The sequence below is a fragment of the Achromobacter sp. ISS7 genome (assembly GCF_056523125.1).
In genome coordinates this window covers 3390698-3415159 of sequence record NZ_JAWRZD010000001.1, presented here as the reverse complement: position 1 = coordinate 3415159, position 24462 = coordinate 3390698, and the positions used below count along the sequence as shown (strand labels likewise).

General features: G+C 70.7%; 20 protein-coding genes. 6 read left to right on the top strand and 14 right to left on the bottom strand.

Annotation, left to right across the window (positions count from 1 at the left end):
- Positions 1-94: 94 nt before the first annotated feature.
- From AC1HFW_RS15135 to AC1HFW_RS15120, 4 genes are read left to right on the top strand one after another with little or no spacing between them, the layout of a single operon-like run.
- Complete coding sequence (locus AC1HFW_RS15135; protein ID WP_238890550.1) at positions 95-1258, top strand: CaiB/BaiF CoA transferase family protein; 1164 nt, start codon at positions 95-97, stop codon at positions 1256-1258.
- Positions 1255-1977, top strand: coding sequence for an enoyl-CoA hydratase/isomerase family protein (locus AC1HFW_RS15130; protein WP_241075538.1), 723 nt, complete (start codon positions 1255-1257; stop codon positions 1975-1977). The genes AC1HFW_RS15135 and AC1HFW_RS15130 overlap by 4 nt, the downstream gene beginning before the upstream one ends.
- Positions 1978-2024: 47 nt before the next feature.
- Complete coding sequence (locus AC1HFW_RS15125) at positions 2025-2861, top strand: CoA transferase subunit A (RefSeq protein WP_061073875.1); 837 nt, start codon at positions 2025-2027, stop codon at positions 2859-2861.
- Complete coding sequence (locus tag AC1HFW_RS15120; RefSeq protein WP_061073876.1) at positions 2854-3588, top strand: CoA-transferase subunit beta; 735 nt, start codon at positions 2854-2856, stop codon at positions 3586-3588. The genes AC1HFW_RS15125 and AC1HFW_RS15120 overlap by 8 nt, the downstream gene beginning before the upstream one ends.
- Positions 3589-3613: 25 nt before the next feature.
- On the opposite strand, the gene AC1HFW_RS15115 is transcribed toward AC1HFW_RS15120, so the two are convergent.
- The 6 genes from AC1HFW_RS15115 to AC1HFW_RS15090 all read right to left on the bottom strand — a co-directional run bounded on the left by AC1HFW_RS15115 (position 3614) and on the right by AC1HFW_RS15090 (position 10421).
- Positions 3614-4519: a GntR family transcriptional regulator gene (locus AC1HFW_RS15115; RefSeq protein WP_241070287.1), complete on the bottom strand. Its 906-nt coding sequence runs from the start codon at positions 4517-4519 to the stop codon at positions 3614-3616.
- A 4-nt stretch (positions 4520-4523) separates the two neighbouring features.
- Positions 4524-5576 (bottom strand): 4-hydroxythreonine-4-phosphate dehydrogenase PdxA, encoded by a 1053-nt coding sequence (gene pdxA / locus AC1HFW_RS15110; protein WP_006390323.1) that lies wholly within the window; start codon positions 5574-5576, stop codon positions 4524-4526.
- On the bottom strand, positions 5573-6793 hold the full coding sequence (dtnK, locus tag AC1HFW_RS15105) for a D-threonate kinase (RefSeq protein WP_479284151.1): 1221 nt from the start codon (positions 6791-6793) through the stop codon (positions 5573-5575). The genes pdxA and dtnK overlap by 4 nt, the downstream gene beginning before the upstream one ends.
- Positions 6790-7818: a 2-keto-3-deoxygluconate permease gene (locus AC1HFW_RS15100; RefSeq protein ID WP_006390322.1), complete on the bottom strand. Its 1029-nt coding sequence runs from the start codon at positions 7816-7818 to the stop codon at positions 6790-6792. Before AC1HFW_RS15100 ends, dtnK begins: the two co-directional genes overlap by 4 nt.
- A 150-nt stretch (positions 7819-7968) precedes the next feature.
- Positions 7969-9834 carry an ABC transporter ATP-binding protein gene (locus tag AC1HFW_RS15095; protein WP_061073878.1) on the bottom strand — a complete coding sequence of 622 codons (1866 nt, stop codon included), beginning with the start codon at positions 9832-9834 and terminating at the stop codon, positions 7969-7971.
- A 71-nt stretch (positions 9835-9905) separates the two neighbouring features.
- Positions 9906-10421, bottom strand: coding sequence for a MarR family winged helix-turn-helix transcriptional regulator (locus AC1HFW_RS15090; RefSeq protein ID WP_479284150.1), 516 nt, complete (start codon positions 10419-10421; stop codon positions 9906-9908).
- A 183-nt stretch (positions 10422-10604) separates the two neighbouring features.
- Between AC1HFW_RS15090 and AC1HFW_RS15085 the strand changes: the two genes are divergently transcribed.
- Together AC1HFW_RS15085 and AC1HFW_RS15080 are read left to right on the top strand one after the other, a co-directional pair.
- The gene (locus AC1HFW_RS15085; RefSeq protein ID WP_225856757.1) at positions 10605-11525 is read left to right on the top strand and encodes a tripartite tricarboxylate transporter substrate-binding protein; all 921 of its coding nucleotides are present in this window, start codon (positions 10605-10607) and stop codon (positions 11523-11525) included.
- 11 nt (positions 11526-11536) lie between these two features.
- Positions 11537-13105, top strand: a complete 1569-nt coding sequence (locus tag AC1HFW_RS15080; RefSeq protein ID WP_479284148.1) for a sulfatase-like hydrolase/transferase — start codon at positions 11537-11539, stop codon at positions 13103-13105.
- A 66-nt stretch (positions 13106-13171) separates the two neighbouring features.
- Here the strand turns inward: AC1HFW_RS15080 and AC1HFW_RS15075 are convergent, their stop codons facing one another.
- The 8 genes from AC1HFW_RS15075 to AC1HFW_RS15040 all read right to left on the bottom strand — a co-directional run bounded on the left by AC1HFW_RS15075 (position 13172) and on the right by AC1HFW_RS15040 (position 24456).
- Positions 13172-14863, bottom strand: a complete 1692-nt coding sequence (locus AC1HFW_RS15075; protein WP_116519918.1) for an AMP-binding protein — start codon at positions 14861-14863, stop codon at positions 13172-13174.
- Positions 14864-14865: 2 nt separating this feature from the next.
- On the bottom strand, positions 14866-15462 hold the full coding sequence (locus AC1HFW_RS15070) for a chalcone isomerase family protein (protein WP_479284147.1): 597 nt from the start codon (positions 15460-15462) through the stop codon (positions 14866-14868).
- Entirely contained in the window at positions 15423-15971 is a 549-nt protein-coding gene (locus AC1HFW_RS15065; RefSeq protein ID WP_006390315.1) for a DUF4442 domain-containing protein, read from the bottom strand. Before AC1HFW_RS15065 ends, AC1HFW_RS15070 begins: the two co-directional genes overlap by 40 nt.
- Before the next feature lie 21 nt (positions 15972-15992).
- The gene (locus AC1HFW_RS15060) at positions 15993-17192 is read right to left on the bottom strand and encodes an acetyl-CoA C-acyltransferase (RefSeq protein WP_006390314.1); all 1200 of its coding nucleotides are present in this window, start codon (positions 17190-17192) and stop codon (positions 15993-15995) included.
- 134 nt (positions 17193-17326) lie between these two features.
- Positions 17327-19717, bottom strand: coding sequence for a 3-hydroxyacyl-CoA dehydrogenase NAD-binding domain-containing protein (locus tag AC1HFW_RS15055; RefSeq protein WP_479284146.1), 2391 nt, complete (start codon positions 19715-19717; stop codon positions 17327-17329).
- A gap of 60 nt (positions 19718-19777) precedes the next feature.
- Positions 19778-21088 carry an OmpP1/FadL family transporter gene (locus tag AC1HFW_RS15050; RefSeq protein WP_035359229.1) on the bottom strand — a complete coding sequence of 437 codons (1311 nt, stop codon included), beginning with the start codon at positions 21086-21088 and terminating at the stop codon, positions 19778-19780.
- A 141-nt stretch (positions 21089-21229) separates the two neighbouring features.
- Positions 21230-23167 carry a 3-hydroxyacyl-CoA dehydrogenase NAD-binding domain-containing protein gene (locus AC1HFW_RS15045; RefSeq protein WP_479284145.1) on the bottom strand — a complete coding sequence of 646 codons (1938 nt, stop codon included), beginning with the start codon at positions 23165-23167 and terminating at the stop codon, positions 21230-21232.
- Positions 23164-24456, bottom strand: a complete 1293-nt coding sequence (locus AC1HFW_RS15040; protein WP_241073129.1) for an acetyl-CoA C-acetyltransferase — start codon at positions 24454-24456, stop codon at positions 23164-23166. Before AC1HFW_RS15040 ends, AC1HFW_RS15045 begins: the two co-directional genes overlap by 4 nt.
- Positions 24457-24462 lie beyond the last annotated feature (6 nt).

Here is a 24462-nt window from a genome sequence, read left to right as displayed (position 1 = left end):
ACGCAGGCAGGCGACACGATGCCACGGTATCGCGCGCGGCCTCGGATTCTTTTCCTCATTCCAAATACTGAATTGGCATAACGAGAGGTCGACCATGACATCTGGTTCGGCATTGGCCGGCATCACCGTGCTCGAGATTTGCAATGTCGCCGCGGGGCCGTTCTGCGGCATGCTGCTGGCGGACATGGGCGCGGACGTGATCAAGCTGGAGAACCCGGAGGGCGGCGACACGCTGCGCAGCTGGCCGCCGCTGAGCCAGGGCTACAGCGAGAACTTCGCCTCGCTCAACCGCAACAAGCGCTCGGTCACGCTGAACCTGAAGGATCCGGCCGACCTGGCCCTGGCGCGCGAACTGGCCGCCAGCGTTGACGTGCTGATCGAGAACAACCGGCCCGGCGTGATGGACCGCCTGGGCCTGGGCTACGCGGCCTTGCGCGAGGCCAATCCGCGCCTGGTGTACTGCTCGATCTCGGCCTATGGCCAATCCGGCCCGCGCGCCCAGGAGGGCGGCTTCGACCTCACCATCCAGGCCATGAGCGGCCTGATGAGCGTCACCGGCGAGGCCGGCGGCGAACCGGTCAAGTGCGGCGTGCCGGTGGCGGACTTCTCGGCCGGCCTGTACGGCGCCTTCGCCATCGCCTCGGCGCTGCGCGCCGCCCAGGCCAGCGGCCAGGGCACGCATATCGACGTGCCGATGCTGGGCGCCACGCTCGGCATCGCGGCGCTGCAGACCTCGGAGTTCTTCGGCAGCGGGCGCGATCCGGTCAAGCTGGGTTCGGCCCACCCGCGCAACGCGCCGTACCAGGCGTTCCGCTGCAAGGGCGGCTATTTCGGCATGGCGGCCGGCAACAACGCGCTGTGGAAGGGCGTGTGCGCGACGGTGGGCCGCGAGGACCTGCTGGCCGATCCGCGCTTTACCGATACCAGCGCCCGCGCCCGCAACCAGGACGCGCTGCGCGAGATCCTCGAAGCGATCTTCGCGGCCGACGACGCGGCCACGTGGCTGGCGCGGTTCCGCGCGGCCGGCGTGCCGTGCGCGCCCATCAACACCTATTCCGAAGTGCTGGCGGACCCGCAGGTCGAGCACATGGGCTGGGTGCAGCCGCTGGAACTGCCGAACGGCGTGGCCACGCGCACTTTCGGCCTGCCGGTGCGCTTCGACGGCCAGACCACCGCGCTGCGGCGTCCGCCGCCCGCGCTGGGCCAGCACAACGACGAGGTGCTGGGACCGCTGCGCGGCAAGGGGCGGGGCGCATGAGCGCGGCGCTGCAGGTCGAGCGGCGCGGCGCCACGCAGGTGCTGACGCTGGCGCGCCCCGACAAGATGAACGCGCTGTCGGCCGAGCTGGTCGAAGCGTTGATCGCGGCGGTCGACGCGGCGCCGGCGCAGGGCGCCGAGGTCATCCTGCTGCGAGGCGCGGGCCGCAACTTCAGCGCCGGCTTCGATTTCGGCGATCTGGACGCGCAGAGCGAGGGCGACCTGCTGCTGCGCTTCGTGCGCATCGAGACGCTGCTGCAACGCGTGGCGGCCTCGCCCTGCCTGACGGTGGGGTTGGCGCACGGCCGCAATTTCGGCGCGGGCGTCGATCTGTTCGGCGCCTGCAAATGGCGCGTCGGCGCGCCCGAGGCGAGCTTTCGCATGCCGGGCCTGAAATTCGGGCTGGTGCTGGGCACGCGCCGCTTCGCCGCGCTGGTGGGGGCCGAACGCGCCCGCGCCATCCTCGAACAGGCCAGCACGTTCGGCGCGGCCGAGGCCTACCGCGACGGCTTCGTCAGCCACGTGACGGCGCAGGAAGCCTGGCCCGAGATCGAACGGCAGGCCGAGCAGGCCGCCGCCGCGCTGACCGGCGCGGCCCGCGCGCAGCTGTATGCGGCCCTGTCGGCCGAGCAGCCCGACACCGACCTGGCGCGGCTGGTGCGCTCGGCCGCCGAGCCCGGCCTGAAGGCGCGGGTGGCGGCGTACCTGCAGGCGCGCTGACGCCGCCGGCCCGGCCGGCGCGACGATAAGAAAATCGAGGAGGCAGCATGGGTTCGGGATTCAATCAAACGCACAAGCAGCGCTCGCTGGCCGAGCTGGCGGCGCTGGTGCCGGACGGCGCGTCGGTCGCGCTGGGCGGCAGCTTCCTGCACCGGGGGCCGTTCGCCTTCGTGCGCGAACTGATCCGGCAGGGACGGCGCGACCTGGAACTGGTCAAGCAGTCGCCGGGCTACGACGTGGACATCCTGTGCCGCGCCGGCGCGCTGCGGCGCGTGCGCGCCGGCATCGTGGCGATGGAAGGCAATTTCGGCCTGGCGCCGTGGTATCGCAAGGCCATCGAGCGTGGCGAAGTCGAGCTTGAGGAACATGCCTGCGCCAGCCTGACGGCGGGGCTGCGGGCGGCCGCCTACGGCGTGCCGTTCCAGCCTTGCGGCGGCCTGCACGGCAGCGCGCTGCCGGTGCTGAACGGCTGGCATTGCCTGGACGACCCCTATGGCAGCGGCGAGCGCACCTGGGTGATTCCGGCCGTGCGGCCCGACTTTGCCGTGATCCAGGCATCGGAGGTGGACGCGCGCGGCAATGTGCGGGTACACGGCACGGCGCATTGGGACCGCATCATGTCGCGCGCCGCCGGCAGCGTGCTGGTGGTGGCCGAGAAACTGGTGGACAGCGCCGTGTTCGAGGCGCAGCCCGAGGCCACGCTGGTGCCGTACTTCATGGTGCAGGCATTCACGGTGCTGCCGCGCTCGGCCTGGCCCGGCTCATGCTGGCCGGACTACGCCATCGACTATCCGGCGGTGGAGGCCTACATGGACAAGCAGGGCGACCTGGCGGCCCACCTGGCCGCGGCGCCCGAGGCGAAAGCGGGAGCGGCGCATGGCTGAGCAATGGTCGGGATTCTCGTACATCGTCACCAACCTGGCGCGCTTCATCCGGCCCGACGAGATCACCTTCAGCGGCGTGAACTCGACCCTGCCGATGCTGGCCTGCCTGCTGGCCAAGCGCGCCTACGACTGGGACTACGTCTACATCAACGTGGCCGGCGGGGTCGATCCGCGGCCGTCCCACATTCCGCTGTCCAGCTCCGATCCGGTGCTGGCCGAGCATTCGGCGTCGATCTTCGCCAACGAGGATTTCTACGACCTGTGCACGCGCGGCCGCATGGACCTGGCGTTCCTGGGGGCGGCGCAGATCGACGGCGCGGGCCGCGCCAACAACTCCTGCATCGGCGACTGGCATGCGCCCAAGGTCCGCCTGCCGGGCGGTGGCGGCGGCGCCGTGATGACGCCGACGGCGCGTCGCTGCTGCACCTGGCGCACCGAGCATTCGCGCCGCGTGTTCGTCGAACAGCTGGATTTCGTCACGTCGGGCGGCGGCTTCGCGGGCGTGGCGACGCCGATCGCGGTGTTCATCAAGCGCGACGGCCGATTGGCGTTGCAGTCGTGGCACCCCGAGTCCAGCCTGGAGGAAGTGCGCGCGCGCACCGGGTTCGACTTCGACGCGCAAGGGGCGGAGCCGACGCCGCCGCCGACCGAGGCCGAGCGGCGCGCCTTGCGCGAGCTGGATGAGGATGGGCAGTTCGAGCGCGATGCGGCGGTGACGTTGCGCTAGAGGCGCCGCGCACGGCCCGGGCGAGTCAGTGGCCCGTGCCGCCGCGTAGGCGCGCCAGTTCGGCGGACAGTTCGGCGACCAGCGCCTGTGCGCGCGCCAGGGGATCGTGGCCGGCGGCGGATTCGGCGGGGGTGGAAGCCGGCGGCGCGGGTTCGCGCAGGCGCGGTTGCACGCTTTCGTGGCCGACGCTGACGTCGACGTCGAACACCAGTTGCTCGGCGCGGTGCCAGGTGCTGAACCATTCCAGCGGCCGGCCGTGCTGGTCCATGCCCTGGCCTTCCAGCATCAGCAAGGGCGTGCCGGCGGCGGTCTGCAGCAGGCCGGCGAGCGCCGCGTCGGCGGCCACCGCGCGGATCTGGTTGCGGCCGGCGCCGGGATGCAGGCCGAAGCGCCGGGTCAGCACGCCGTGCAGCGAGGCGTCGGCCAGGTCGTCGGCGCGCAGACCGGGCACCGCCGCGGCGGGCAGCCAGGTGCGCACATAGGCCAGCGGCGCGTCGGCCACGTGGCGCAGCCGTTCCAGCAGCAGCAGGTCGGCGCTGCCGAAGAATTCGGCGACCGCGGCCGGCGGTTCGGCCGGCGCCAGGCCCAGCACGCGGGTCTTGAGCGCCACGCCGGATTGCGCGAACTGCTCGTACAGGCCGGTGGAACGCTGCACCAGCCGGCGATGCTCGCGCGGCGCGGCCACCACCGCCGGACGGCCGGCCTCGCGCTGGATCAGCCCTTCCGTCGCCAGCGCCGACAGCGCCTGCCGCACCACGCTGCGCGCCACGCCGAAGCGCTCGCACAAGGCGGCCTCGCTGGGCAGCAATGCGCCAGCGCCGAGCTTGCGGGTACGGATATAACCGCGCAGCAGCGCCGCCACCTGGGCGTGCAGCGGCACGTCGCCGGAACGATCCAGCGCGGGCAAATCTTCAGCGTTGGCGGGCGCCATGCAATCAACCTCCTGTTTGGGCCCGCGCAGTTTCCCATACATGCGTCCAGCCCGGGGCCAGATGCGCGGCGCGCTCGGCGGCCAGGATCAGACTGTCTTCGCGGGCGATGCCCTGGCCCGCGATGTCGAACGCGGTGCCGTGATCGACGGACACGCGCACCACGGGCAGGCCGACGGTGATGTTAACGCCGTCGTCGCCGTAGACGGCCTTGAAGGGCGCGTGGCCCTGGTCGTGGTAACAGGCGATCACGAACTGCCACTTGCCGCGCACGGCCTGCGGGAACAGCGCGTCGGCCGGGATCGGGCCGGCGGCCAGGATGCCGGCGGCATTGGCCTCGGCCACGGCGGGCGCCAGGATGTCGGCGTCTTCGGTGCCGAAGATGCCGTTCTCGCCGGCGTGCGGGTTCAGGCCCGACACCGCCACCGGACGGTCGCCGCGGCCCAGGGCCTTGGCGAACGAGCCGGCCAGGCGCAGCACCGCGCGCATGCGCGCCGGCGTCAGGTCCTCGATGGCCTGGCGCAGCGACACGTGGGTGGTGGCGTGGAAGATGTAGAGGTCGCCGGCCGACAGCACCAGCGAGAAGGTCTTGACGCCGAATTCATGCGCCAGCAGTTCGGTGTGGCCGGGCCACTTGTGGCCGGCGGCGTGCATGGCGGCCTTGTTCAGCGGGGCGGTGACGATGCCGTCGACTTCACCGGCGCGCGCCAGGGCGCAGGCGGTGGTGACGAAGCGCACCGAGCCGTCGCCGGCGGCGGCGCTGATCTCGCCCAGCTTGACGTCGGCCAGCGACGGGCCGGCCTGCAGCACTTCGATGGTGCCGGGGGTGTTGGTGGCGTCGGCGGGGCGCTCGACGCGGCGCACGATGGCGGGATCGCCGCCCAGGCCGCGCACGGCGTTGACCATCACGTCGACGTCGCCGATCACGACCAGGCGCGCCTTCTGGCGCAGTTCGTCGTGGCCCATCAGCATCTTGGCCGTGATTTCCGGCCCGATGCCGGCCACGTCGCCGAGAGTGACCGCCAGCAGGGGCAGCTTGGGGGCGGGGGTTTGTGTCATCGCTTGAATCTCCTGTCGCGGATCGCGCGCACGGCGCGAACCAGTACGTCTTCGGTGCCAAAGCCGCCGGCCTTGGTCACCACGGGCAGGCCGTCGGCCGTGCCCCCGGTCAGCGTGCCCAGGGGCACGCCGCCCATTACTTCATCCACCAGGGCGATGCCGCCGGCGCCCAGCGCCAGCAGCACCTGGCGCGCGCCGTCGCCGCCGGTGGCGACCACGCCGGCCGCGCGGGTGGCGCCAATGGCCTGCGCGGCCAGCGAGCCCAGGCGTTGCGCCACGGTGTCGGAATCGAGCCCCGCGAGCTGGCCTTCGGGGGCCAGCAGCAGCAGGGGGGCGGCCTCCGCCGCGCCGTCCCGCGCCTGGGCCCGCAGCAGCGGTTCGCTCCAGGCGCGCCAGGCGGCGTCGTCGGCCAGGTCCGCCAGCGCGGGCGCCCAGGTGCGGGCGCCGGCGGCTTGCAGCGCGGCGGCCTGCGCGCGCGCGGCGCTGTGTTGCGAGGTTACGACCACCACGACCGGCGCGGTCTGGTCGGCGCCGGCCCAGACGCGGGCCAGCGGCACCGCCAGGCCGCCCGCGCCCACCGGCAGGGCGCGCCGGCCCAGCAGGCCGATGGCGCGCGCCAGCCGTTCCAGGTCGGCGTCGTCGCGGGCGTCCACCACCACGGTGGCGCCGGCCTGCGCGATGCGCGCGGCCAGCGATTCGGGCGTTTCGCCGGGAAAGGCCGCGACGTGGGCGCAGCCCAGCAGGGTCGGGATATGGCTCTCGGTCACGGGCGTGACCGGGTCGGTGGCGGCCGAGGTCTCGGTGACCGGCAGGCCGCTGACCATCAGCACGCCGTCTTCCACGGTGCGGCCGGTAGCCGGGAAGGCCGGGCACACCACCGCGATGGCGTCATCGCCCCAGGCCTCGCGCGCCGCGTCGATCTCGGCCTTGAAGGCGCCGCGCAGCGTCGAGTCCACTTTCTTGTACAGGCGCGCGACGCCGGCGGCGCGCAGCCGCTCGACGTTGCGCCGGATCTGCGCGCCGGCTTCGGGCGCGGGCAGGGCGCGGCTGTGGGTGGTGACGGCCAGCACGTCGACGTCGTCGGCGGCCGGCGCGGCCAGCGCCTCGTGCGCGCCGTCGATCGACAGGCGGGTGGTCCAGCCGGCCCGCACGAACTGCACGGCGGTGTCGCCGGAGCCGGTCAGGTCGTCGGCGACGATGGCGATGGCGGGATTCAAAGGGCCTCCCCGCGCGCCTCGCGGTAGCCGCCGGCCGCCGTCTCGTCGGCGGCGTCCTCGGATTTGAGTTCACCGGCGCGTTTGAGGAAGTACGACGCCAGCACCGGCGCCAGGATGGAACTGATCAGCACACACGCGGCGACCTGCGCGGTGGCGGTCGAGACGTATTGCTGGAAGTTGGGGTCGGCGGCCGCGACCACGGCGGGCGTGGCGATGGCGTTGCCGGCGGTGGTGCCAGCAGCGAAGCCCAGGCCGCTCTTGCCGCCGCGGCGCAGGATCAGGCGATAGCCCAGGTAGACCAGGCCGCCGGTGATGGGGCTGATGATGAGGCCCAGGATCAGGCCGCTGATGCCGCCGCTGACGACCGCGCCGAGGTTGATGCCGGTGCCCAGCGCAAAGGCGAAGAACGGGATGACGATGTTGGGCACGGGCTTGAGCACGTCGCGCCACTTGGGGTCGAGGTTGCCGACCACCACGCCCAGCAGGAACGGCACCAGCGCCGCCACCAGGGCGATCATGGGGATGTCGGCCAGGCCCGAGGCGCCCAGGAACAGCAGGCTGAAGAAGGGGCCGTCATTGACCGCGCTGGCGACGTAGGCGCCGCGGTCGCGGGCATCGCCGTACTGGCCGGTGTAGGCCAGCCACAGGCCGCCGTTGCTGTTGTCGAAGGCGGCCAGCATGGCCAGGATCGACACGCCCAGCACGCCGTCCAGGCCGACGTAGCTGCCCAGGATGATGATGAGGGTGGCCGGAACCAGCGTCTTCATCAGCAGGATGGTGCCGGCGGTGGCCAGGATCGGGCCGCCGGTGCGGGTGTTGACCTGGGTGCCGGTGGCGAAGATCAGCAGGGCGATCAGCGGCAGGGCGCTGTTCTTGAACAGGGCGGTGGTGAAGCCGCCGATGGCCAGCGCGTCGGGCGCGAAGGTGCCGATCAGCGAGCCCAGGATCAGCGGCACCAGCATCAGGCCGCCGGGGATTTTCTGCATCGTGCCAAAAAAGGGCGAGCGGGTGGTTTCGGTCGTCACTATCTCAGTCTCCAGGGGGATTTTCTCGCGGCGCAGACGTTCATGCGTGCGTCTGTCAGGGGGTTGAAAGCCGCCAGTGTACACCTGTACGTACAGCATGTACGTACAGGGTCTTCCCGTGTGGCGCGAGCGCGACGTCCGTCCGCCGGCTCAATCCAGCCCGACGAAACCGCCGGTCTGGTGGCTCCACAACCGCGCGTACAGCCCGCCCTGGGCGATCAGGCTGGCGTGGGTGCCGGATTCGACGATGCGGCCGCCGTCCAGCACCACCAGCCGATCCATGCGGGCGATGGTGGACAGGCGGTGGGCGATGGCGATGACGGTCTTGCCCTGCATCAGCGCCTCCAGGCTTTCCTGGATCGCGGCCTCGACCTCGGAATCGAGCGCCGAAGTGGCCTCGTCCAGGATCAGGATGGGCGCGTCCTTGAGCAGCACCCGGGCGATGGCGATGCGCTGGCGCTGGCCGCCCGACAGCTTGACGCCGCGCTCGCCGACGTGCGCGTCCAGGCCGCGGCGGCCGTCGCCGTCGACCAGCGCGTCGATGAATTCGGCGGCGCGGGCGCGCTCGATGGCGTCGCGCACCTGCGCCTCGGTGGCGTCGGGCCGTCCGTACAGCAGGTTGTCGCGGATCGAGCGGTGCAGCAGCGAGGTGTCCTGGGTGACCACGCCGATCTGCGAGCGCAGGCTTTCCTGGGTGACGCCGGCGATGTCCTGGCCGTCGATCAGGATGCGGCCGCCTTCCACGTCATATAGGCGCAGCAGCACGTTGACCAGGGTCGACTTGCCGGCGCCGGACGGGCCGATCAGGCCGATCTTCTCGCCGGCGCGCACCGTCAGGTCCAGGTGCGGGATGATCGGGCGGCCGCTGCCGTAGTGGAACGACATGTCCTCGAAGCGCACCTCGCCCTGGGTGATGCGCAACGGTACGGCGTCGGGCCGGTCGAGCACCTGGCGCGGCTGCGCGATGGTGGCCAGGCCGTCCTGCACCATGCCGACGTTTTCCGAGATGCCGTTTACTTCCCACATGATCCAGGCGGACATGTTGTTGATGCGGATCACCAGGCCCAGCGCCAGCGTGATCGCGCCCAGGCTGATGCTGCCGATGCTCCACAGCCACAGCGCCAGGCCGGCAGTGCTGGCGATCAGCACGCCGTTGAGCGTGTTGATGGAGACGTCCATGGCGGTGATGACGCGGGTCGACAGGCGCTGCTTCTCGGTCTGCTCGGTCATGGCCTGGCGCGCGTAGTCTTCCTCGCGGCGGGCATGGGCGAACAGCTTGAGCGTGGAGATGTTGGTGTAGCCGTCGACGATGCGGCCCATCAGCTTGGAGCGCGCTTCCGAGGCGATGACGGCGCGCGCCTGCATGCGCGGCACGAAGTACGCCAGCATGCAGCAGTAGATGGCGATCCACAGCACCAGCGGAATCACCAGGCGCCAGTCGGCCTCGGCGAACAAATACAGCGCGCTGGCCGCGTACAGGATGACGTGCCACAGCGCGTCCACCGATTGCACCGCCGAATCGCGCAGCGAATAGCCGGTCTGCAGCACTCGGTTGGCGACGCGGCCGGCGAAGTCGTTGTGGAAGAACGCCAGGCCCTGGTTGAGCACGTAGCGGTGGTTCTGCCAGCGCACCAGCGTGGTCAGGCTGGGCGAGATGGTCTGGTGCGAGAGCAGGTCGTGCGCCGCGATCGACAGCGGCCGCAGCACCATCACCACGAACGCCATCCACACCAGCGTGTAGGCGTGCTCGCGGAAGAAGTCGGCCGGCGGGGTGTGCTGCGCCATGTCGACCAGGTCGGCCAGGAAGCTGAACAGCGCCACCTCCACCAGCGCGCCGGCCAGGCCCACCAGCAGCAGGATGGCGAAGATCGGCCAGACCTGCCGCAGGTAATAGGCGTAGAAGCGCAGCACGCGGCCCGGCGGGGTGATGTCGGGGGCGTCGCGGAACGGGTCGATCAGGCTTTCGAAGTAGCGGAAGACGGGATTCGAGGCAGCGGGTGGTTTGGCGCCGGGCATGGGAGGTCCGTAGAAGGAGGCCGCCCAAGCGTATCAGGGTATCCCCTTAAAAATAAAGGGCCCGCGCGCCGTCAACCGTATTGCGCGCGCCGCGTCCCGCCCTCCCGGCGGCTGGCCTTTTCCGACACGATGTTGTCCTGCGCCATGCGCCGGCCGCGCTGCTCGATGCGGGTCAGCAGGTCGCGCAGCAGGGCGACTTCGGCGGCGTCCAGGTCCTGCACCAGCAGATCGTTCAGGCGCAGCACTTCCGGCAGCAGGGCGCGGTAGCGGTCCAGGCCGTCGGCGGTGGCCTCGATGCGCACCACGCGCCGGTCGACGCTGTCGGGCAGGCGCCGCAGCCAGCCCTTTTCGCACAGCGCGCCCAGGGTGCGCGAGGTGCGCGCCAGGTCGAGCTTGGCGGCGGCCGCCAGCTCGGCCGAGGTCATGATGCCGCCCTCGACCGCGCAGGCCAGCAGGCGCCATTCGCGCCGGGTGATGCCGAAGCGGCCTTCGCACAGGCGCACGAAGACGGGGTTGGACTGCGCCCAGGCCTGGTACAGCTGGTACATCAGCATCCCGGCCAGGGGGTGTTCGACGGGGTGGTTCATATCGTTATGCCAAGTACTGGATTAGATCAAGCAATCTCCACGGCGCTACAGTCTTCTCGCCTATCCAGGCCGAGGCCCGGCATACAGAAACATAACCGACAGCGGGCCGTTGTCACCAGGGAGACTACCGTGCGTAATTGGATATCCTGCGCCGCGTTCGCGGCGCTTGCGGCGGCTTCGGCCATGCCCGCCTGTGCCCAGCAGGCGCCGCTGGACGGCGCCCTGACCATCGTGGTGGGCTACCCGCCGGGCGGCAGTTCCGACCGCATCGCGCGGCTGGTGGCCGACCGCCTGAAGGACCGGCTGGGCGTCACCGTGGTGGTCGAGAACAAGACCGGCGCCGGCGGCCGCATCGCGGCCCAGGGCCTGCATGCGCTGGCCACGCGGCAGAACGTGCTGATGCTGGCCAACCCCGCGGTGATGGTGGTGGCGCCGCTGGTCTACGCCGAGCCGGGCTACGACGCCCGCCGCGACTTCCAGCCGGTGTCGCTGGTCAGCCGCTACAAGTTCGCGCTGGCGGTGGCGGCCAATTCGCCGATCCGCGACGTGGCGGGGCTGCGCCAGTGGCTGCGCGACAACCCGCGCCAGTTCTCGGTGGGCGTGCCGGCCACCGGCAGCCTGCCGCACTTCTTCGCGCTGATGCTGGGCCGCCAGATCGGCCAGGAGCCCGAGGTGGTGGGCTACCGCGGCTCGGCGCCGCTGATCTCCGAACTGATCGGCGGCGTGCTGCCGCAGGCGGTCGATACGCTGGATACGCTGCTGCCGCAGCACCGCGCCGGCAAGATCCGCATCCTGGCGACCTCGGGCGAGGCGCGCGATCCGCTGCTGGCGGACGTGCCGACCTTCCGCGAGGCCGGCGTGGACCTGGCGGCCGACGGCTGGAACGCGTTCTTCGCCTCGTCGGCGATGGCGCCGGCCAAGGCCGTCCGGCTGGGCGAGGACATCGCCGCCGTGATGCGCGAGCCGGCCATGCAGCAGGCGGTGCGCGAGTCTTACCTGGAGCCGGTGGCGGCCGACGCCGCCGCCACCGGGCGCGAGCTGGACGCCTACCGGGCCCAGTGGGAGCCGGCGGTGAAGGCCTCCGGCTTCACGGCGACGCAATAAGGCGGGCAACGATGAGCACGGTGCAGAATGTGTTGTTCATCATGGCCGACCAGCTGCGGGCGGACCACCTGAGCTGCTATGGCCATCCCTATTTGCAGACGCCCAGCCTGGACGCGCTGGCCGCGCGCGGCGCGCGCTTCGACCGCGCCTTCGTCAATTCCGGCGTGTGCGGCCCATCGCGCATGAGCTATTACACGGGGCGCTACCCCTCGCGCCACGGCGCCACCTGGAACCGGGTGCCGCTGTCGGTCAACGAGATCACGCTGGGGGAATACCTGGCGGGGCAGGGGCGCGACCTGGCGCTGGCGGGCAAGACCCACGTCATTCCCGACCGCGCCGGCATGGAACGCCTGTCGATCGACGGCGGCTCCGAGCTGGGCGCGCTGCTGTCGCGCGGCGGCTTCATCGAGGTCGACCGCTACGACGGCCACCACGAACCCGGCAAGGAAAGCGGCTACCCCGCCTTCCTGCGCAGCCAGGGCTACGACAGCGCCGACCCCTGGACCGATTACGTCATCGCCGGCGTCGACGCGCATGGCCGCGTGGCCAGCGGCTGGAACATGCGCAACGTGCACCTGCCGTCGCGGGTGGCCGAGCCGCATTCGGAAACCGCCTACATGACCGACCAGGCGCTGCGCTTCATGCAGCAGCGCGGCGGCCAGCCCTGGGTGCTGCACCTGAGCTACGTCAAGCCGCACTGGCCCTACATGGCGCCGGCGCCCTACCACCAGCGCTATACGGCCGACCAGTGCCTGCCGGTGCGCCGCAACCGCGAGGAACTGGCCGGCGCGCATCCGGTGGTGGCGGCCTACCGCCAGCACGAGGAAAGCGTCAGCTTTTCGACCGACGAGTGCGTGCGGGTGGTGCGCCCGGCCTACCAGGGCCTGATCCGCCAGCTCGACGATCACCTGGGGCGGCTGTTCGAGTACATGGAAGGCGCGGGCCTGATGCGCAACACGCTGATCGTGTTCACGGCCGACCACGGCGACTTCCTGGGCGACCACTGGCTGGGCGAGAAGGAACTGTTCTACGACACCGTGCAGCGGGTGCCGTTCATCGTCATGGATCCGTCGGCGGCGGCCGACGCCACCCGCGGCCAGGCGCTGGCCGACATGGTCGAGAGCGTGGACCTGGTGCCGACGGTGCTGCGCGCGCTGGACGCGCCGCGGCCCTGGCACCGGCTGGAGGGGCGCGAGCTGCAGACCGTGCTGCATGGCCGGGGGGCGGACGAGCCCTGGCGCGACTGCGTGTTCTCGGAACTGGACTACAGCTTCCGCCAGGCGCGCATCCTGCGCGGCAAGACGCCGCAGAACGCGCGCGCCTGGTCGGTGCGCACCGATCGCTGGCGCTACGTGTACTGGCTGGACGAACCCGAGCAGCTGTATGACCTGCAGGCCGACCCCGACGAGTTCGAGGACCTGGGCGCCAGCGCCGATCACGCGCCGGTGCGGGCGCAACTGCGCGAGCGGCTGTTCGACTGGATGCTGCGCGGCAAGCGCCGCACCACCATGAGCGATGCGGCGGTCGAGCAGGGCACCAACGCGCACAAGCGCGCCGGGGTGTTCTTCGGGCAATGGTGAGCGGCCAGGGCCGCGCCGCGGGCGGCGGCAAGCGGGCTGTCGCCCGCCGCCGCGCCCGGGCCGGCGTCAGGCGCCGGCCGTGTCCTTCTGCGGCGCGGCCGCGGCCGGCTTGAGCTCGCGCCGCAGGATCTTGCCGACGTTGGTGCGCGGCAGGTCGTCGCGGAACTCGACGTAGCGCGGCACCTTGTAGCCGGTCAGCTGGGTGCGGCAGTGCGCGATCAGCGTCTCGGCATCCAGGTTGGGATCCTTGCGGATGACGTACAGCTTGACCGCCTCGCCCGAGCGTTCGTCGGGCACGCCGATGGCGGCTACCTCGCGCACGCCGGGATGCAGCGCGGCGGCGTCCTCGACCTCGTTCGGATAGACGTTGAAGCCGGACACCAGGATCATGTCCTTCTTGCGGTCGACCAGGAACACGTAGCCGGTGTCGTCGACGTAGCCGATGTCGCCGGTGCGCAGGAAGCCGTCGGGCGTCATGACCAGCGCGGTCTCGTCGGGCCGGTTCCAGTAGCCGCGCGTCACCTGCGGGCCGCGCACGCAGATCTCGCCGCGTTCGCCCACGCCCACTTCGTGCCCGTCGTCGTCGCGGATCGACAGATCGGTGGACGGCACCGGCAGGCCGATCGAGCCGGTGAAGACCTGCACGTCCAGCGGATTGATGGTCACGGCCGGCGAGGTCTCGGTCAGGCCGTAGGCCTGCGCCAGCGCCCGGCCGGTGACGGCCAGCCAGCGCTCGGCCACGGCCCGCTGCACCGCCATGCCGCCGCCCATCGTCAGGCGCAGGCGCGAGAAATCCAGCTTGGCGAAGTCGGGATGGTTCAGCAGGGCGTTGAACAGCGTGTTGACGCCGGTGAAGGCGCTGAACGGCACCTTGCCCATTTCCTTGATCAGCCCGGGGATGTCGCGCGGGTTGATGATGAGCAGGTTGCTGGCGCCGATCTTCATGAAGGCCAGGCAGTTCGCCGTGAGCGCGAAGATATGGTAGAGCGGCAGCGCGGTGACGATGCACTCCTGGCCGTCCTTGACCAGCGGCTTGATCCAGGCATGGGCCTGGGTCACGTTGGCGGCCAGGTTGCCGTGCGTCAGCATGGCGGCCTTGGCCACGCCGGTGGTGCCGCCGGTGTATTGCAGGCAGGCCAGGTCGTCCTGGGTCAGCGCGACCTCGTCGAACGGCGCGTCGCGTCCGGCGCGCAGCGCGTCGCGCAGGCGCACGGCGCCGGGAATCGACCAGGCCGGCACCATGCGCTTGACGCGCTTGACCACGAAGTCGACCAGCCGGCCCTTGAGCGGGCTGAGCAGTTCGCCGATGGAGGTCACCAGCACGCGCTCGATGGCGGTGCCGGGCAAGGCCTTCTGCACGGTGGCGGCGAAGTTGTCGGCCACCACGATGGCGCGCGCGCCCGAGTCGGCCAGCTGGTGCTCGAGTTCGTGGGCGGTGTAGAGCGGGTTGCAGTTGACCACCACGCAGCCGGCCCGCAGCACGCCGAACAGGCACACCGGATACTGCAGCAGGTTGGGCATCATCAGCGCCACGCGGTCGCCCTTGCGCAGGCCGCTGGCGTGCAGCCAGGCGGCGAAGTCGCGCGTCAGGGCGTCGAGTTCGCCGTAGCTCAGGGTCTTGCCCATGCTGATGTACGCGGTCTTGTCCGCGAAACGCCGGCAGCTGTCGCGCGCGATCGAGGCCAGCGTGGTGGCGTCGTCCAGCTCGATCTCCGCGGGCACGCCCGGGGGGTAGCTCTTTTGCCAGATTCGTTCCATCTTCACGGGGTTCTCAGTAGGGCTTTTTTCAGGGAGGACTGCGCCGGGTTGTCGCCCAGCCAGACCCGCAGCAGGGCGCGGGCGAAGGCGGGGTCGTCGATGCGGCCGCGCTGCTTGCCGTTGTCGGTGATCGTGACGCCGCGGGCGTCGAAATCCAGGTCGATCACGTCGCCTTCGCGGGCCGAGCCGATTTCGGCCATCAGGGCCGACAGCCGGTTGGCGTGCTGTTGCAGGGCGGCGTGCTCCTGCTTGTCGGTATTGTCGCGCAATCCTTCCTGCAGCGCCGCGTCCAGGCTCTTGCTGTCGACATCGCGCAAGAGCTGCAGCCGCATGCGGCGCGGTTCATTGCTGTCGATCAAGGCCTTGGCGTCCTGGCTCCTGGCGCTGGCGTACAGCGCCGCCACGTAGACCTTGACGACGAACTTGGTGCGCAGGCCGGCGCCGTTGAGCACCAGCGCATGGCCGCCCTCCGACAGCTGCCCGGGGACGCGCACGCCGGCGACCTCGACGTCGGCGGCCAGCGCGGGGGCCGCCGCCAGGCAGGCGGCCAGGATCAGGCTCAGGGCGGTGGCACGCCCTCCGGGGATGATGTCACGCATGGGTCTCCTCCAGTCGTTTTCTGCTTGTAGTACTTCTTGTCGGCGATGTAGATCGTGCGTTCCACGACGGCGTAGACGACGCCGTCCTTGTCCTTCAATTCCACGGTGTAGGTCCGGGTGGTCTCGTGGCTGCGGGCCAGCGCGGCCCGTATGTCCGCGATTTCTCCCGGCGGCAGCCGGAAGTCCACATACAGCGTGGTGTAGGCGGGCTTGCGGTAGCGGATGGACGCCGCCTTGTCCCACACGATGTGGTCCGCGCCCAGCGCGGCCATCAGCATGGTGGGGTGGGCGCCGTCGGTCACCGCGAACAGCGAGCCGCCGTACATGGATCCGACGATGTTGCGCGTGCGCCGCAGCAGCGGCAGCTTGATGCGGATGTGCTGGAAATCGTGCGACACGTGCAACACCCGGCCGCCGGTGGCGCGGAACGCCGGATGCAGGTTGAATCCCACCCGCATCAGGCGCGCGCGCCAGGCCGGCGACAGGCGTTTGAACCAATAGGGCTTCACGGCTTTCCTATCCGGCCTTGGTCACATGGCCTCGAACAGGCCCGCCGCGCCCATGCCGGTGCCGATGCACATCGTCACCAGGCCGTACTTGCCGCCGGTGCGGCGCAGGCCGTGCATCAGCGTGGCGGTGCGGATCGCGCCGGTGGCGCCCAGCGGGTGGCCCAGCGCGATGGCGCCGCCCAGCGGGTTGACCTTGGCCGGGTCGAGCTTGAGTTCGCGCATCACCGCCAGCGATTGCGCGGCGAAGGCTTCGTTCAGTTCGATCCAGTCCAGGTCGTCCTGGGCGATGCCGGCGCGCGCCAGCACCTTCGGGATGGCGGCCATGGGGCCGATGCCCATGATCTCGGGCGGCACGCCGGCCACGGCGAAGCTGACGAAGCGCGCCAGCGGGCTGAGGTTGAACTCGCGCAGCACGCGCTCGGACACCAGCACCACCGCCGCGGCGCCATCGGACATCTGCGAGCTGTTGCCGGCGGTGACGCTGCCGCGGGCGGCGAACACCGGTTTCAGGCGCGCCAGGCCTTCGGCGCTGGAGTCGGGGCGCGGGCCTTCGTCGATCTCGACCAGGCGGCGGCTTTCGCGCACGTCGCCCTTGGACCCGCCGGGCAGCCGCGTCACCACTTCGAACGGCGTGGTCTCGGCGCGGAAGTGGCCGGCGGCGATGGCGGCGTTGGCCTTCTGCTGCGAGGCCAGCGCGAACGCGTCCTGGTCTTCGCGCGACACCTTCCATTGCTCGGCGACCTTTTCACCGGTCAGGCCCATGCCGAAGGCCATGCCGATGTTCTCGGGGTGCGAGAAGATGGCCGGGTTGAGCGACACCTTGTTGCCCATGATCTGCGGCATGGCGCTCATGGACTCGGTGCCCGAGCCGATCATGATGTCGGCTTCGCCGGTGCGGATGCGGGCGGCGGCGTCGGCCACCGCCTGCAGCCCGGAGGCGCAGAAGCGGTTGACGGTGACGCCCGCCACGCTTTGCGGCAGGCCGGCCAGCAACAGGCCGATGCGCGCCACGTTCATGCCCTGTTCGGCTTCCGGCATGGCGCAGCCGGTGATGACGTCGTCGATGCGGACCGGGTCCAGCCACGGCGTCTGCTTCAGCACACCCTGCAACGCCGCCGCCAGCATGTCGTCGGGCCGGGTGGTGGCATACACCCCATTGCGCTTGCCCACCGGCAACCGCGTCGCCGCAACGATGTAGGCCTCTTGAATCTGCTTGCTCATATCAATTCCTCGTATCCATAACAGTCACCCTGTGCCTGCAAGGAGCCCCCGTCAGCGGGGCCGCGCGGATCCGGCTCCGCCGGTCCGCCGCCGGCGCCCCCTGGGGGAGGCGCCGCAGGCGCTTCGGGGGGGGATCAGTTCCGCAATGGCTTGCCGGTGTCGAGCGTGTGGCGGATGCGGGCCTGGGTCTCGGGCGTGCGCAGCAGCGCCACGAATTCCTTGCGTTCCACCGCCAGCAGCCACTCCTCGTCGACCTTGGCGCCGGTCTCGATCTCGCCGCCGCAGAGCGCCACCGCGGCGCTGCGGGCCACGCGGTAGTCGTGGGCGCTGATCATGCCGCCCTCGCGCATGTTGACCAGCACCATCTCGAAGTTGGCGATGCCGTTGCGGCCGGCCACGGGCACGCCCTGCAGCCGCGGCGGCGGCACGTAGCCGGCGGTGGCGGCGGCGCGCGCCTGGCCGATGGCCACGAACAGCAGCTCGCCCGGATGGAACAGCACGACGTCATGGGCGCGGGCGAAGCCCAGTTCGACGGCCTCGATGGCGCTCTTGGCGACCCGCGCCATGGCGATGGTCTGGAACACCGGCTGCAGGAACGGGAACACCTCGCCGGGCGTGGCGGTGGTGGCCGCCAGCGCCGCGGCGCGGCCGGCGAATTCCTTGCTGCCGCCGCCGGCCGGGATCAGGCCGACGCCGGCCTCGACCAGGCCGATGTAGCTTTCGAGCGCCAGCACGCGGTGCGAGGCGTGCATCAGGAATTCGCAGCCGCCGCCCAGCGCCATGCCCTGCACGGCCGCCACGGTCGGGATCTGCGCGTACTTGAAGGCTTGCGAGGTGCGCTGGAATTTCTCGACGGTGGCTTCCAGCATGTCCCATTGGCCGGCGGCGCAGGCTTCCGAGACCTGCTGCAGGTTGGCGCCCACGGCGAACGGCGCGTCGTGCCAGATCACCAGGCCGTCGAACTCGCGCTCGGCGCGGGCCACGGCCTGCAGGATGCCTTCCAGCACCTCGGCGCCCAGCGTGTGGTTCCTGGACGTGACCGACAGGATGGCGATGCCGGCGTCGACCTCGGGCAGGTTCCACAGGCGCACGCCTTCGTTTTCCCACACCGTGGTGCCGCGGTCGTCGGCGCCTTCGCCGAACACGCGCTCGGGGAACAGCTGGCGCTGGTAGACCGGCAGCGCCGAGCGCGGGTGCAGCTTGCCGCTGCGCGCGGAATACGAGCCGGCGGGCGTGTGCACGCCCTGGCGGTCCGCTTCAAGGGCCCAGGCCGGCAGCGGCGCGTCGCTCATTGCGCGGCCGGCGGCGATGTCTTCAGCGACGGCGCGGGCGATGGCCTGCCAGCCGGCGGCCTGCCAGGTCTCGAACGGGCCCTGGGCCCAGCCGAAGCCCCAGCGCATGGCCAGGTCCAGGTCGCGGGCGTTGTCGGCCACCTGGCCGAGCTGCACCGCGCTGTAGTGGAAGATGTCGCGGAACAGGCTCCACAGGAACTGGGCTTGCGGATGCTCGCTGGCGCGCAGCGCGGCGAAGCGCTTGGCCGGATCGCGTTCCTTGAGCAGGGCGGCGACCTCGTCGGCCAGCTTGCCGGCGCTGGGGCGGTAGTCCTGCGCCTGCAGGTCCAGCACCTGGATCTCGCGGCCGGCCTTGCGGTAGACGCCGGCGCCGCTCTTCTGGCCCAGCGCGCCCTTGGCGATCAGGGCCGACAGCCAGGCGGGCAGCGTGAAATAGCGGTGCCAGGGATCGTCCGGCAGATTCTTGTCCATGGTGCCGACCACGTGGGCCAGCGTGTCCAGGCCGACCACGTCGGCGGTACGGTAGGTGGCGCTCTTGGGGCGGCCGATCTTGGGGCCGGTGAGGGCGTCGACCTCGTCGAAGCCCAGCCCCAGGCGCTGGGTGTGGTGCATGGCCGCCAGGATCGAGAACACGCCGATGCGGTTGGCGACGAAGTTGGGGGTGTCGAGCGCGCGGATCACGCCCTTGCCCAGCGTGGACGTCAGCCAGGTCTCGAGCTGGTCCAGCACCGGCGCCTGGGTGTGCGAGGTGGCGATGATTTCCACCAGCCGCATGTAGCGCGGCGGATTGAAGAAGTGGATGCCGCAGAAGCGGTCGCGCAGCGCGGCCGGCAGGGCGTTGGCCAGCGCGTCGATCGACAGGCCGGAGGTGTTGGAGGCGATGATGGCGCCGGGGGCGACGTGCGGCGCGATGCGCTCGTACAGCGCCGTCTTCCAGTCCATGCGCTCGGCGATCGCTTCGATGATCAGGTCGCAGCCGCGCAGCTGTTCGATATGGTCGTCGTAGTTGGCCGGGGTGATCAGGGCCAGGCGGGCGGGGCTGGCCAGCGGCGCCGGCTCGAGCTTCTTCAGGCCGGCCAGCGCTTTCTTGACGATGCCGTCGCGGTCGCCTTCGGGCGCCGCGAGGTCGAACAGCGTGACGGGCACGCCGGCGTTGGCCAGGTGGGCGGCGATCTGCGCGCCCATGACGCCGGCACCCAGCACGGCGACGTGTTTGACGACGAACTTGCTCAAGGAAGTCTCCTGAAAATGCGGGCGGAAGACGGGACCGGCCCGTCATCCGCCCCGGCAGGGCTAGAAGCGGGACGACAGCTGCAGGCCGAAGATGTGGCCGCTGCTGTCATAGGTGCCCGCGACGCGGCCCTTGGTCAGCTGGTTGCCGGACGTGGTGTCGATGTCCGTCTTGCGCAGGTAGAGATAGGTGTAGCCGAGGTCCAGCGTGGTGTTCTTGGTGGCTTGCCACTGCACGCCCGTCGAGAACCAGTAGCGGTCGTTGTCGGGCAGCGAGGTGGGACGGTCTTCGGCCTTGTGGACCGGCGACTGGTCATAGGCCAGGCCGAACTTCCACTTCCAGTCGGGCGCGAACTTGTAGGACGTGCCCACGGCGATGCGCCACGTGTCGCGGAAGTTCAGCGGCAGGTCGTCATCGCGCGCGCCGGTGCCGGAGTTGCGGATCTTCAGGTCGGGGATGCTGCTCCAGCCCGTCCACGAGATGTCGCCCAGCAGTTCCCACTTCTCGTTGAGCTGGTGAGTGGCGCTCAGGATCAGCGTGTCGGGCAGGTCGACCGAGGCCTTGGCGTCGAACGACACCGACTGGCGGGTCGGGCCGATGTTGTCGATATCGGTGTCGCCCTTGGCGGTGTGCTTGATCTTGGAGCGGTACGACAGGCCGATGCGCGTGTCTTCGGTGGGCTGCAGCATGAAGCCCACGTTCCAGCCCCAGGCGTCGCCCTTCAGGTTCAGGTCGGCGTCGCCGTTGGTGATAAAGGTGCCGCCGCCCGGCAGCGCCACGGGCACCACCGTCTTCTTCTTGTAGGTGGCGTCGATGTGCTGCCAGTTCACGCCGAAGCCCATCGAGAACTTGTCGTTGACCTTGTAGGCGATCGAGGGGTTGACGTTGATCGTCTTGATCTCGAACTTGTTCGAGTGGTATTGGCCTTCCCAGCCCTTGTCGTACTCGGTCATCAGGCCGAACGGCGCGCCGATGCCCAGGCCGATGAACCACTTTTCGCTCAGCTGCCACGAGCCGTACAGGTTGGGCACGACGCCCAGGTTGCCGGCGTCGCCGCCATCGCCGCCGGTGGGGCGGGTGCCGCCCAGCGCCGTCGGGTTGCGGCTGTTGCCGTTGTCCGAGAACTTGAACGAGGGCTTGATCAGATTGACGCCGCCCGAGACATTGATGCCCGGCAGGTAGGTCATGCCTGCCGGGTTGTAGTAGATGATGCTGGCGTTTTCCGGATTTGCCGCCGAGCCCGCGTAAGCGTTACCCAGGCCGCTGGCATTCTGCTCCAGGAGCTGAAAGCCGGCGCCGTGGGCGGCGCTGGTGGCGCCCAGGCCGACCACAATGGCGGACAGGGTGCTCAGGGACAATGAACGTCTGCTCATGGTACTGCCTCCTCATGTTGGATAGGTATGTCTCTATGGCACTGCCGGTCTCGTCGTCCCGGTCTATCCGGCTCAAGGGGGTCCAGGCCGGTTTGCTTTGTTACCGCTTTACTGCTGTTACTGCTTGCCGTTACTGCGGCGTCAGGCACTACTGCGACTGCTCTGGTAATGCAGGGGGCCGCCCGTGAACGGCGCGAACCCGGTTCCGAAAATCACGCCGGCGTCGGCCAGGTCGGCGTCGGCCACCACGCCGGCCTCGACCCGCTCGCGGGTGGCGTCGATCAAAGGCTGGATCAGGCGTTCGGCCAGGCCGTCGGGGGCGCGGGCGCCGCCCTGGCTGTCCTTGACCGGCTTGCCGTCGCGCCAGGTGTAGAAGCCGCGGCCGCTTTTCTTGCCCAGGTCGCCGCGCGCCAGCTTTTCGGCCAGGCAGCGCGGCGGCTCGGCGCCGCCGGCCAGTTCCTGGCCCGCCGCGCGGGCGATGTCCAGGCCGACGGTGTCCGCCAATTCGAGCGGTCCCATGGGCATGCCGAAGGCCACCATGGCCGCGTCCACGGCGGCGGGCGATAGGCCGTCGTCGATATTTCGCATGGCCTGAAGCATATACGGTGCCAGCACCGCATTGACCAGGAAACCGGGGGCGCTACGCACCGGCAGGGCCAATTTTCCGATTTGTCCTACAAAGGCGCAGGCGCGTGCCAGCGTGTCGGCGGCGGTGCCATCCGTGTGCACCACTTCCACCAGCGGCATCTTGGCCACCGGGTTGAAGAAGTGGATGCCGACCAGCCGTTCGGGCCGGGCCAGCCCGGCGCTCAAGGTTTCCAGCGACAGGCTGGAGGTGTTGGTGGCCAGCAGCGCATCGGCCTTCATGCGCGGTTCCAGCGACTGGTACAGGCCGCGCTTGGCCTCGGGATTCTCGCTGATGGCCTCGATCACCAGGTCGGCCAGCGGCACGCCGCCGCCGGTCGGATCGGGCACCAGCCGGTCGAAGGCGGCGCGGGCCGCGCGGCGGTCCTTCAGGCGGCGCGAGAACAGGGTCGCGGCGCGCTTGATGGCGGGCGCGATGCGGGCCATGTCCTGGTCCTGCAACGTCACCGTCATGCCCTTGAGCGCGCACCAGGCGGCGATGTCGCCGCCCATCACGCCGGCGCCCACCACGTGCACGTGGCGCACCGGGGCGATGCCGGCCTGGCGGCCGTTGGCCTTGAGGCGTTCCTGCAGGCGGAACACGCGCAGCAGGTTGCGGGCGGTGTCCGAGGCGATGATGCCGTCGATCAGCGCGGGGGCCTGCAGGGCGTTGCCGCCGTGCTTTTCCCACAGGTCGACGATGGCCGGGGCGGCGGGGTAGTGGCGCAGCGGATCCTTGGCGGCGATCTGCTTGCGGGCGCGGTTGGCGGCGATTGCCTTGAGCGGCCAGCGGTTGAGCCAGGCGCCCAGGCCGCGCGCGCGGCGCGGCGGCTTGCCGGACAGCACCATGCCGCGCGCCGCGGCCTGCAGCAGGCGGGTCGGCACGCGCGCATCGACCAGGCCGAGCGCGGCGGCGCGGCGCGCGTCGGCGCCGCGGCCGGTCAGCATCATGTCGAGCGCGGCGGGCGCGCCGATCAGCGCGGGCAGGCGCAGCATGCCGCCCCAGCCCGGGAAGATGCCCAGCATGACTTCGGGCAGCGCCAGCGAGGCGCCGGGCGCGTCTTCCACCAGCCGGTAGCGGCAGGCCAGCGCCAGCTCCAGGCCGCCGCCCAGGCAGTGGCCCTGGATCAGCGCCAGCGTCGGGTAGCGCACCGCCGCCAGGCGGTTGAACAGGTTCCAGCCGCGCGCCACCAGGGCGCGGCCCTGTTCCGGCGTATTCAGTTCGGCGAATTCGTTGACGTCGGCGCCGACGATGAAGCCGGTCGGCTTGCCCGAGCGGATCACCAGGCCCTTGGGCGGCTGCGCGTCGAGCGCGTCCAGCACCGCGGCCAGTTCCGCCATGGTGTCGGCGGACAGCGCGTTGACGGCGCTGCCGGCGCGGTCGAAGGTCAGCCACGCCAGGCCGTCGGCGTCGCGCTCCAGGCGCCAATGGGAGAGCGTATCCAGCGTGATCATTGGCGGTCCTCCAGGGTTTCGACCAGCATCGCGCCGCCCAGGCCGCCGCCGATGCAGATGGCGGCCATGCCACGCCGCGCGCCGCGGCGCTTGAGCGCGTCCAGCAGGTGCAGCACGATGCGGGCGCCGGAGGCGCCGACCGGATGGCCGATGGCGATGGCGCCGCCGTCCACGTTCAGGCGGGCAGGGTCGAGCGCGCCCCAGGCGGGCGTGCCGAAGTGCTCCTGGCAATAGGCGTCGTCCTGCCAGGCCGCCAGGCAGCCTAGCACCTGGGCGGCGAAGGCCTCGTTGATTTCCCACAAGTCCAGGTCATTGAGGCCCAGGCCGTGGCGTTGCAGGATCGGGGTGGCGGCGTGCACCGGGCCCAGGCCCATCATGGCCGGGTCGAGGCCGGCCCACTGGCTGTCGACGATGCGGCCCAGCGGCCGCAGGTTCCAGCGCTGCACGGCTTCCTCGGAGGCCAGCACCAGCATCGCGGCGCCGTCGGTGACCTGCGAGCTGTTGCCGGCGGTGATGTTGCCCCAGGGCTTGTCGAACACCGGCTTGAGCTTGGCCAGCTTTTCCGGCGTGGAGTCCTCGCGCACGCCGTCGTCGTCCGGGTACAGCTTGCCCTGGGTGTCGATCAGCGGAGAGATCTCGGCGAAGGCGCCGTTGGCGCGTCCGGCCAGGGCGCGCGCATGGCTCTGCGCCGAATAGGCGTCCATGGCCTGGCGGCTGATGCCGAAGCGGGTGGCGACGTTCTCGGCGGTCTGGCCCATCGACAGGCCCACCACCGGGTCGGTCAGGCCCTTGAGCAGGCCGATGACCGGCGCCAGGTGGCGCAGACGCAGGCGGCCGAGCGTGGCGAGCCTGGCGCCGATGCCGCGCGCGGCGTACCAGCTGGCCAGCCAGCGCACCATGTCGTCCGAGAACAGCACCGGGGCATGCGACAGGGCGTCGGTGCCGCCGGCCAGCACCAGGTGCGAGCGTCCGGTCTGGATGTTGGCGATGGCCGAATCCAGCGCCTGCATGCCCGAGGCGCAGTTGCGCATCACCGTCCAGCCGGGCACCTTGTTGCCGCAGCCGAGCCGCAGCGCGATCACGCGGCCGATATTGACTTCGTCGGCCGAAGGCGCGGCGCAGCCCACGATGACCTCGTCCAGGTCCGTGGGCGCGTAGGGTTGGCGCAACAGCAGGCCGCGGCCGGCCTGCACGGCCAGGTCGCCGGCCGCGAATGGGCCGGGGCCCGACCGCGCCTTCAGGAAGGGCGTGCGGGCGCCGTCGACCACGTATACCGGTTTGAATGCCATCCGATC

Bases quoted from the DNA above. Each gene is read 5' to 3' on its own strand.
- AC1HFW_RS15135 (WP_238890550.1), top strand. From the start codon at position 95: ATGACATCTGGTTCGGCATTGGCCGGCATCACCGTGCTCGAGATTTGC.
- AC1HFW_RS15130 (WP_241075538.1), top strand. From the start codon at position 1,255: ATGAGCGCGGCGCTGCAGGTCGAGCGGCGCGGCGCCACGCAGGTGCTG.
- AC1HFW_RS15125 (WP_061073875.1), top strand. From the start codon at position 2,025: ATGGGTTCGGGATTCAATCAAACGCACAAGCAGCGCTCGCTGGCCGAG.
- AC1HFW_RS15120 (WP_061073876.1), top strand. From the start codon at position 2,854: ATGGCTGAGCAATGGTCGGGATTCTCGTACATCGTCACCAACCTGGCG.
- AC1HFW_RS15115 (WP_241070287.1), bottom strand. From the start codon at position 4,519: ATGGCGCCCGCCAACGCTGAAGATTTGCCCGCGCTGGATCGTTCCGGC.
- pdxA (WP_006390323.1), bottom strand. From the start codon at position 5,576: ATGACACAAACCCCCGCCCCCAAGCTGCCCCTGCTGGCGGTCACTCTC.
- AC1HFW_RS15095 (WP_061073878.1), bottom strand. From the start codon at position 9,834: ATGCCCGGCGCCAAACCACCCGCTGCCTCGAATCCCGTCTTCCGCTAC.
- AC1HFW_RS15090 (WP_479284150.1), bottom strand. From the start codon at position 10,421: ATGAACCACCCCGTCGAACACCCCCTGGCCGGGATGCTGATGTACCAG.
- AC1HFW_RS15085 (WP_225856757.1), top strand. From the start codon at position 10,605: ATGCCCGCCTGTGCCCAGCAGGCGCCGCTGGACGGCGCCCTGACCATC.
- AC1HFW_RS15080 (WP_479284148.1), top strand. From the start codon at position 11,537: ATGAGCACGGTGCAGAATGTGTTGTTCATCATGGCCGACCAGCTGCGG.
- AC1HFW_RS15075 (WP_116519918.1), bottom strand. From the start codon at position 14,863: ATGGAACGAATCTGGCAAAAGAGCTACCCCCCGGGCGTGCCCGCGGAG.
- AC1HFW_RS15070 (WP_479284147.1), bottom strand. From the start codon at position 15,462: ATGCGTGACATCATCCCCGGAGGGCGTGCCACCGCCCTGAGCCTGATC.
- AC1HFW_RS15060 (WP_006390314.1), bottom strand. From the start codon at position 17,192: ATGAGCAAGCAGATTCAAGAGGCCTACATCGTTGCGGCGACGCGGTTG.
- AC1HFW_RS15050 (WP_035359229.1), bottom strand. From the start codon at position 21,088: ATGAGCAGACGTTCATTGTCCCTGAGCACCCTGTCCGCCATTGTGGTC.
- AC1HFW_RS15045 (WP_479284145.1), bottom strand. From the start codon at position 23,167: ATGATCACGCTGGATACGCTCTCCCATTGGCGCCTGGAGCGCGACGCC.
- AC1HFW_RS15040 (WP_241073129.1), bottom strand. From the start codon at position 24,456: ATGGCATTCAAACCGGTATACGTGGTCGACGGCGCCCGCACGCCCTTC.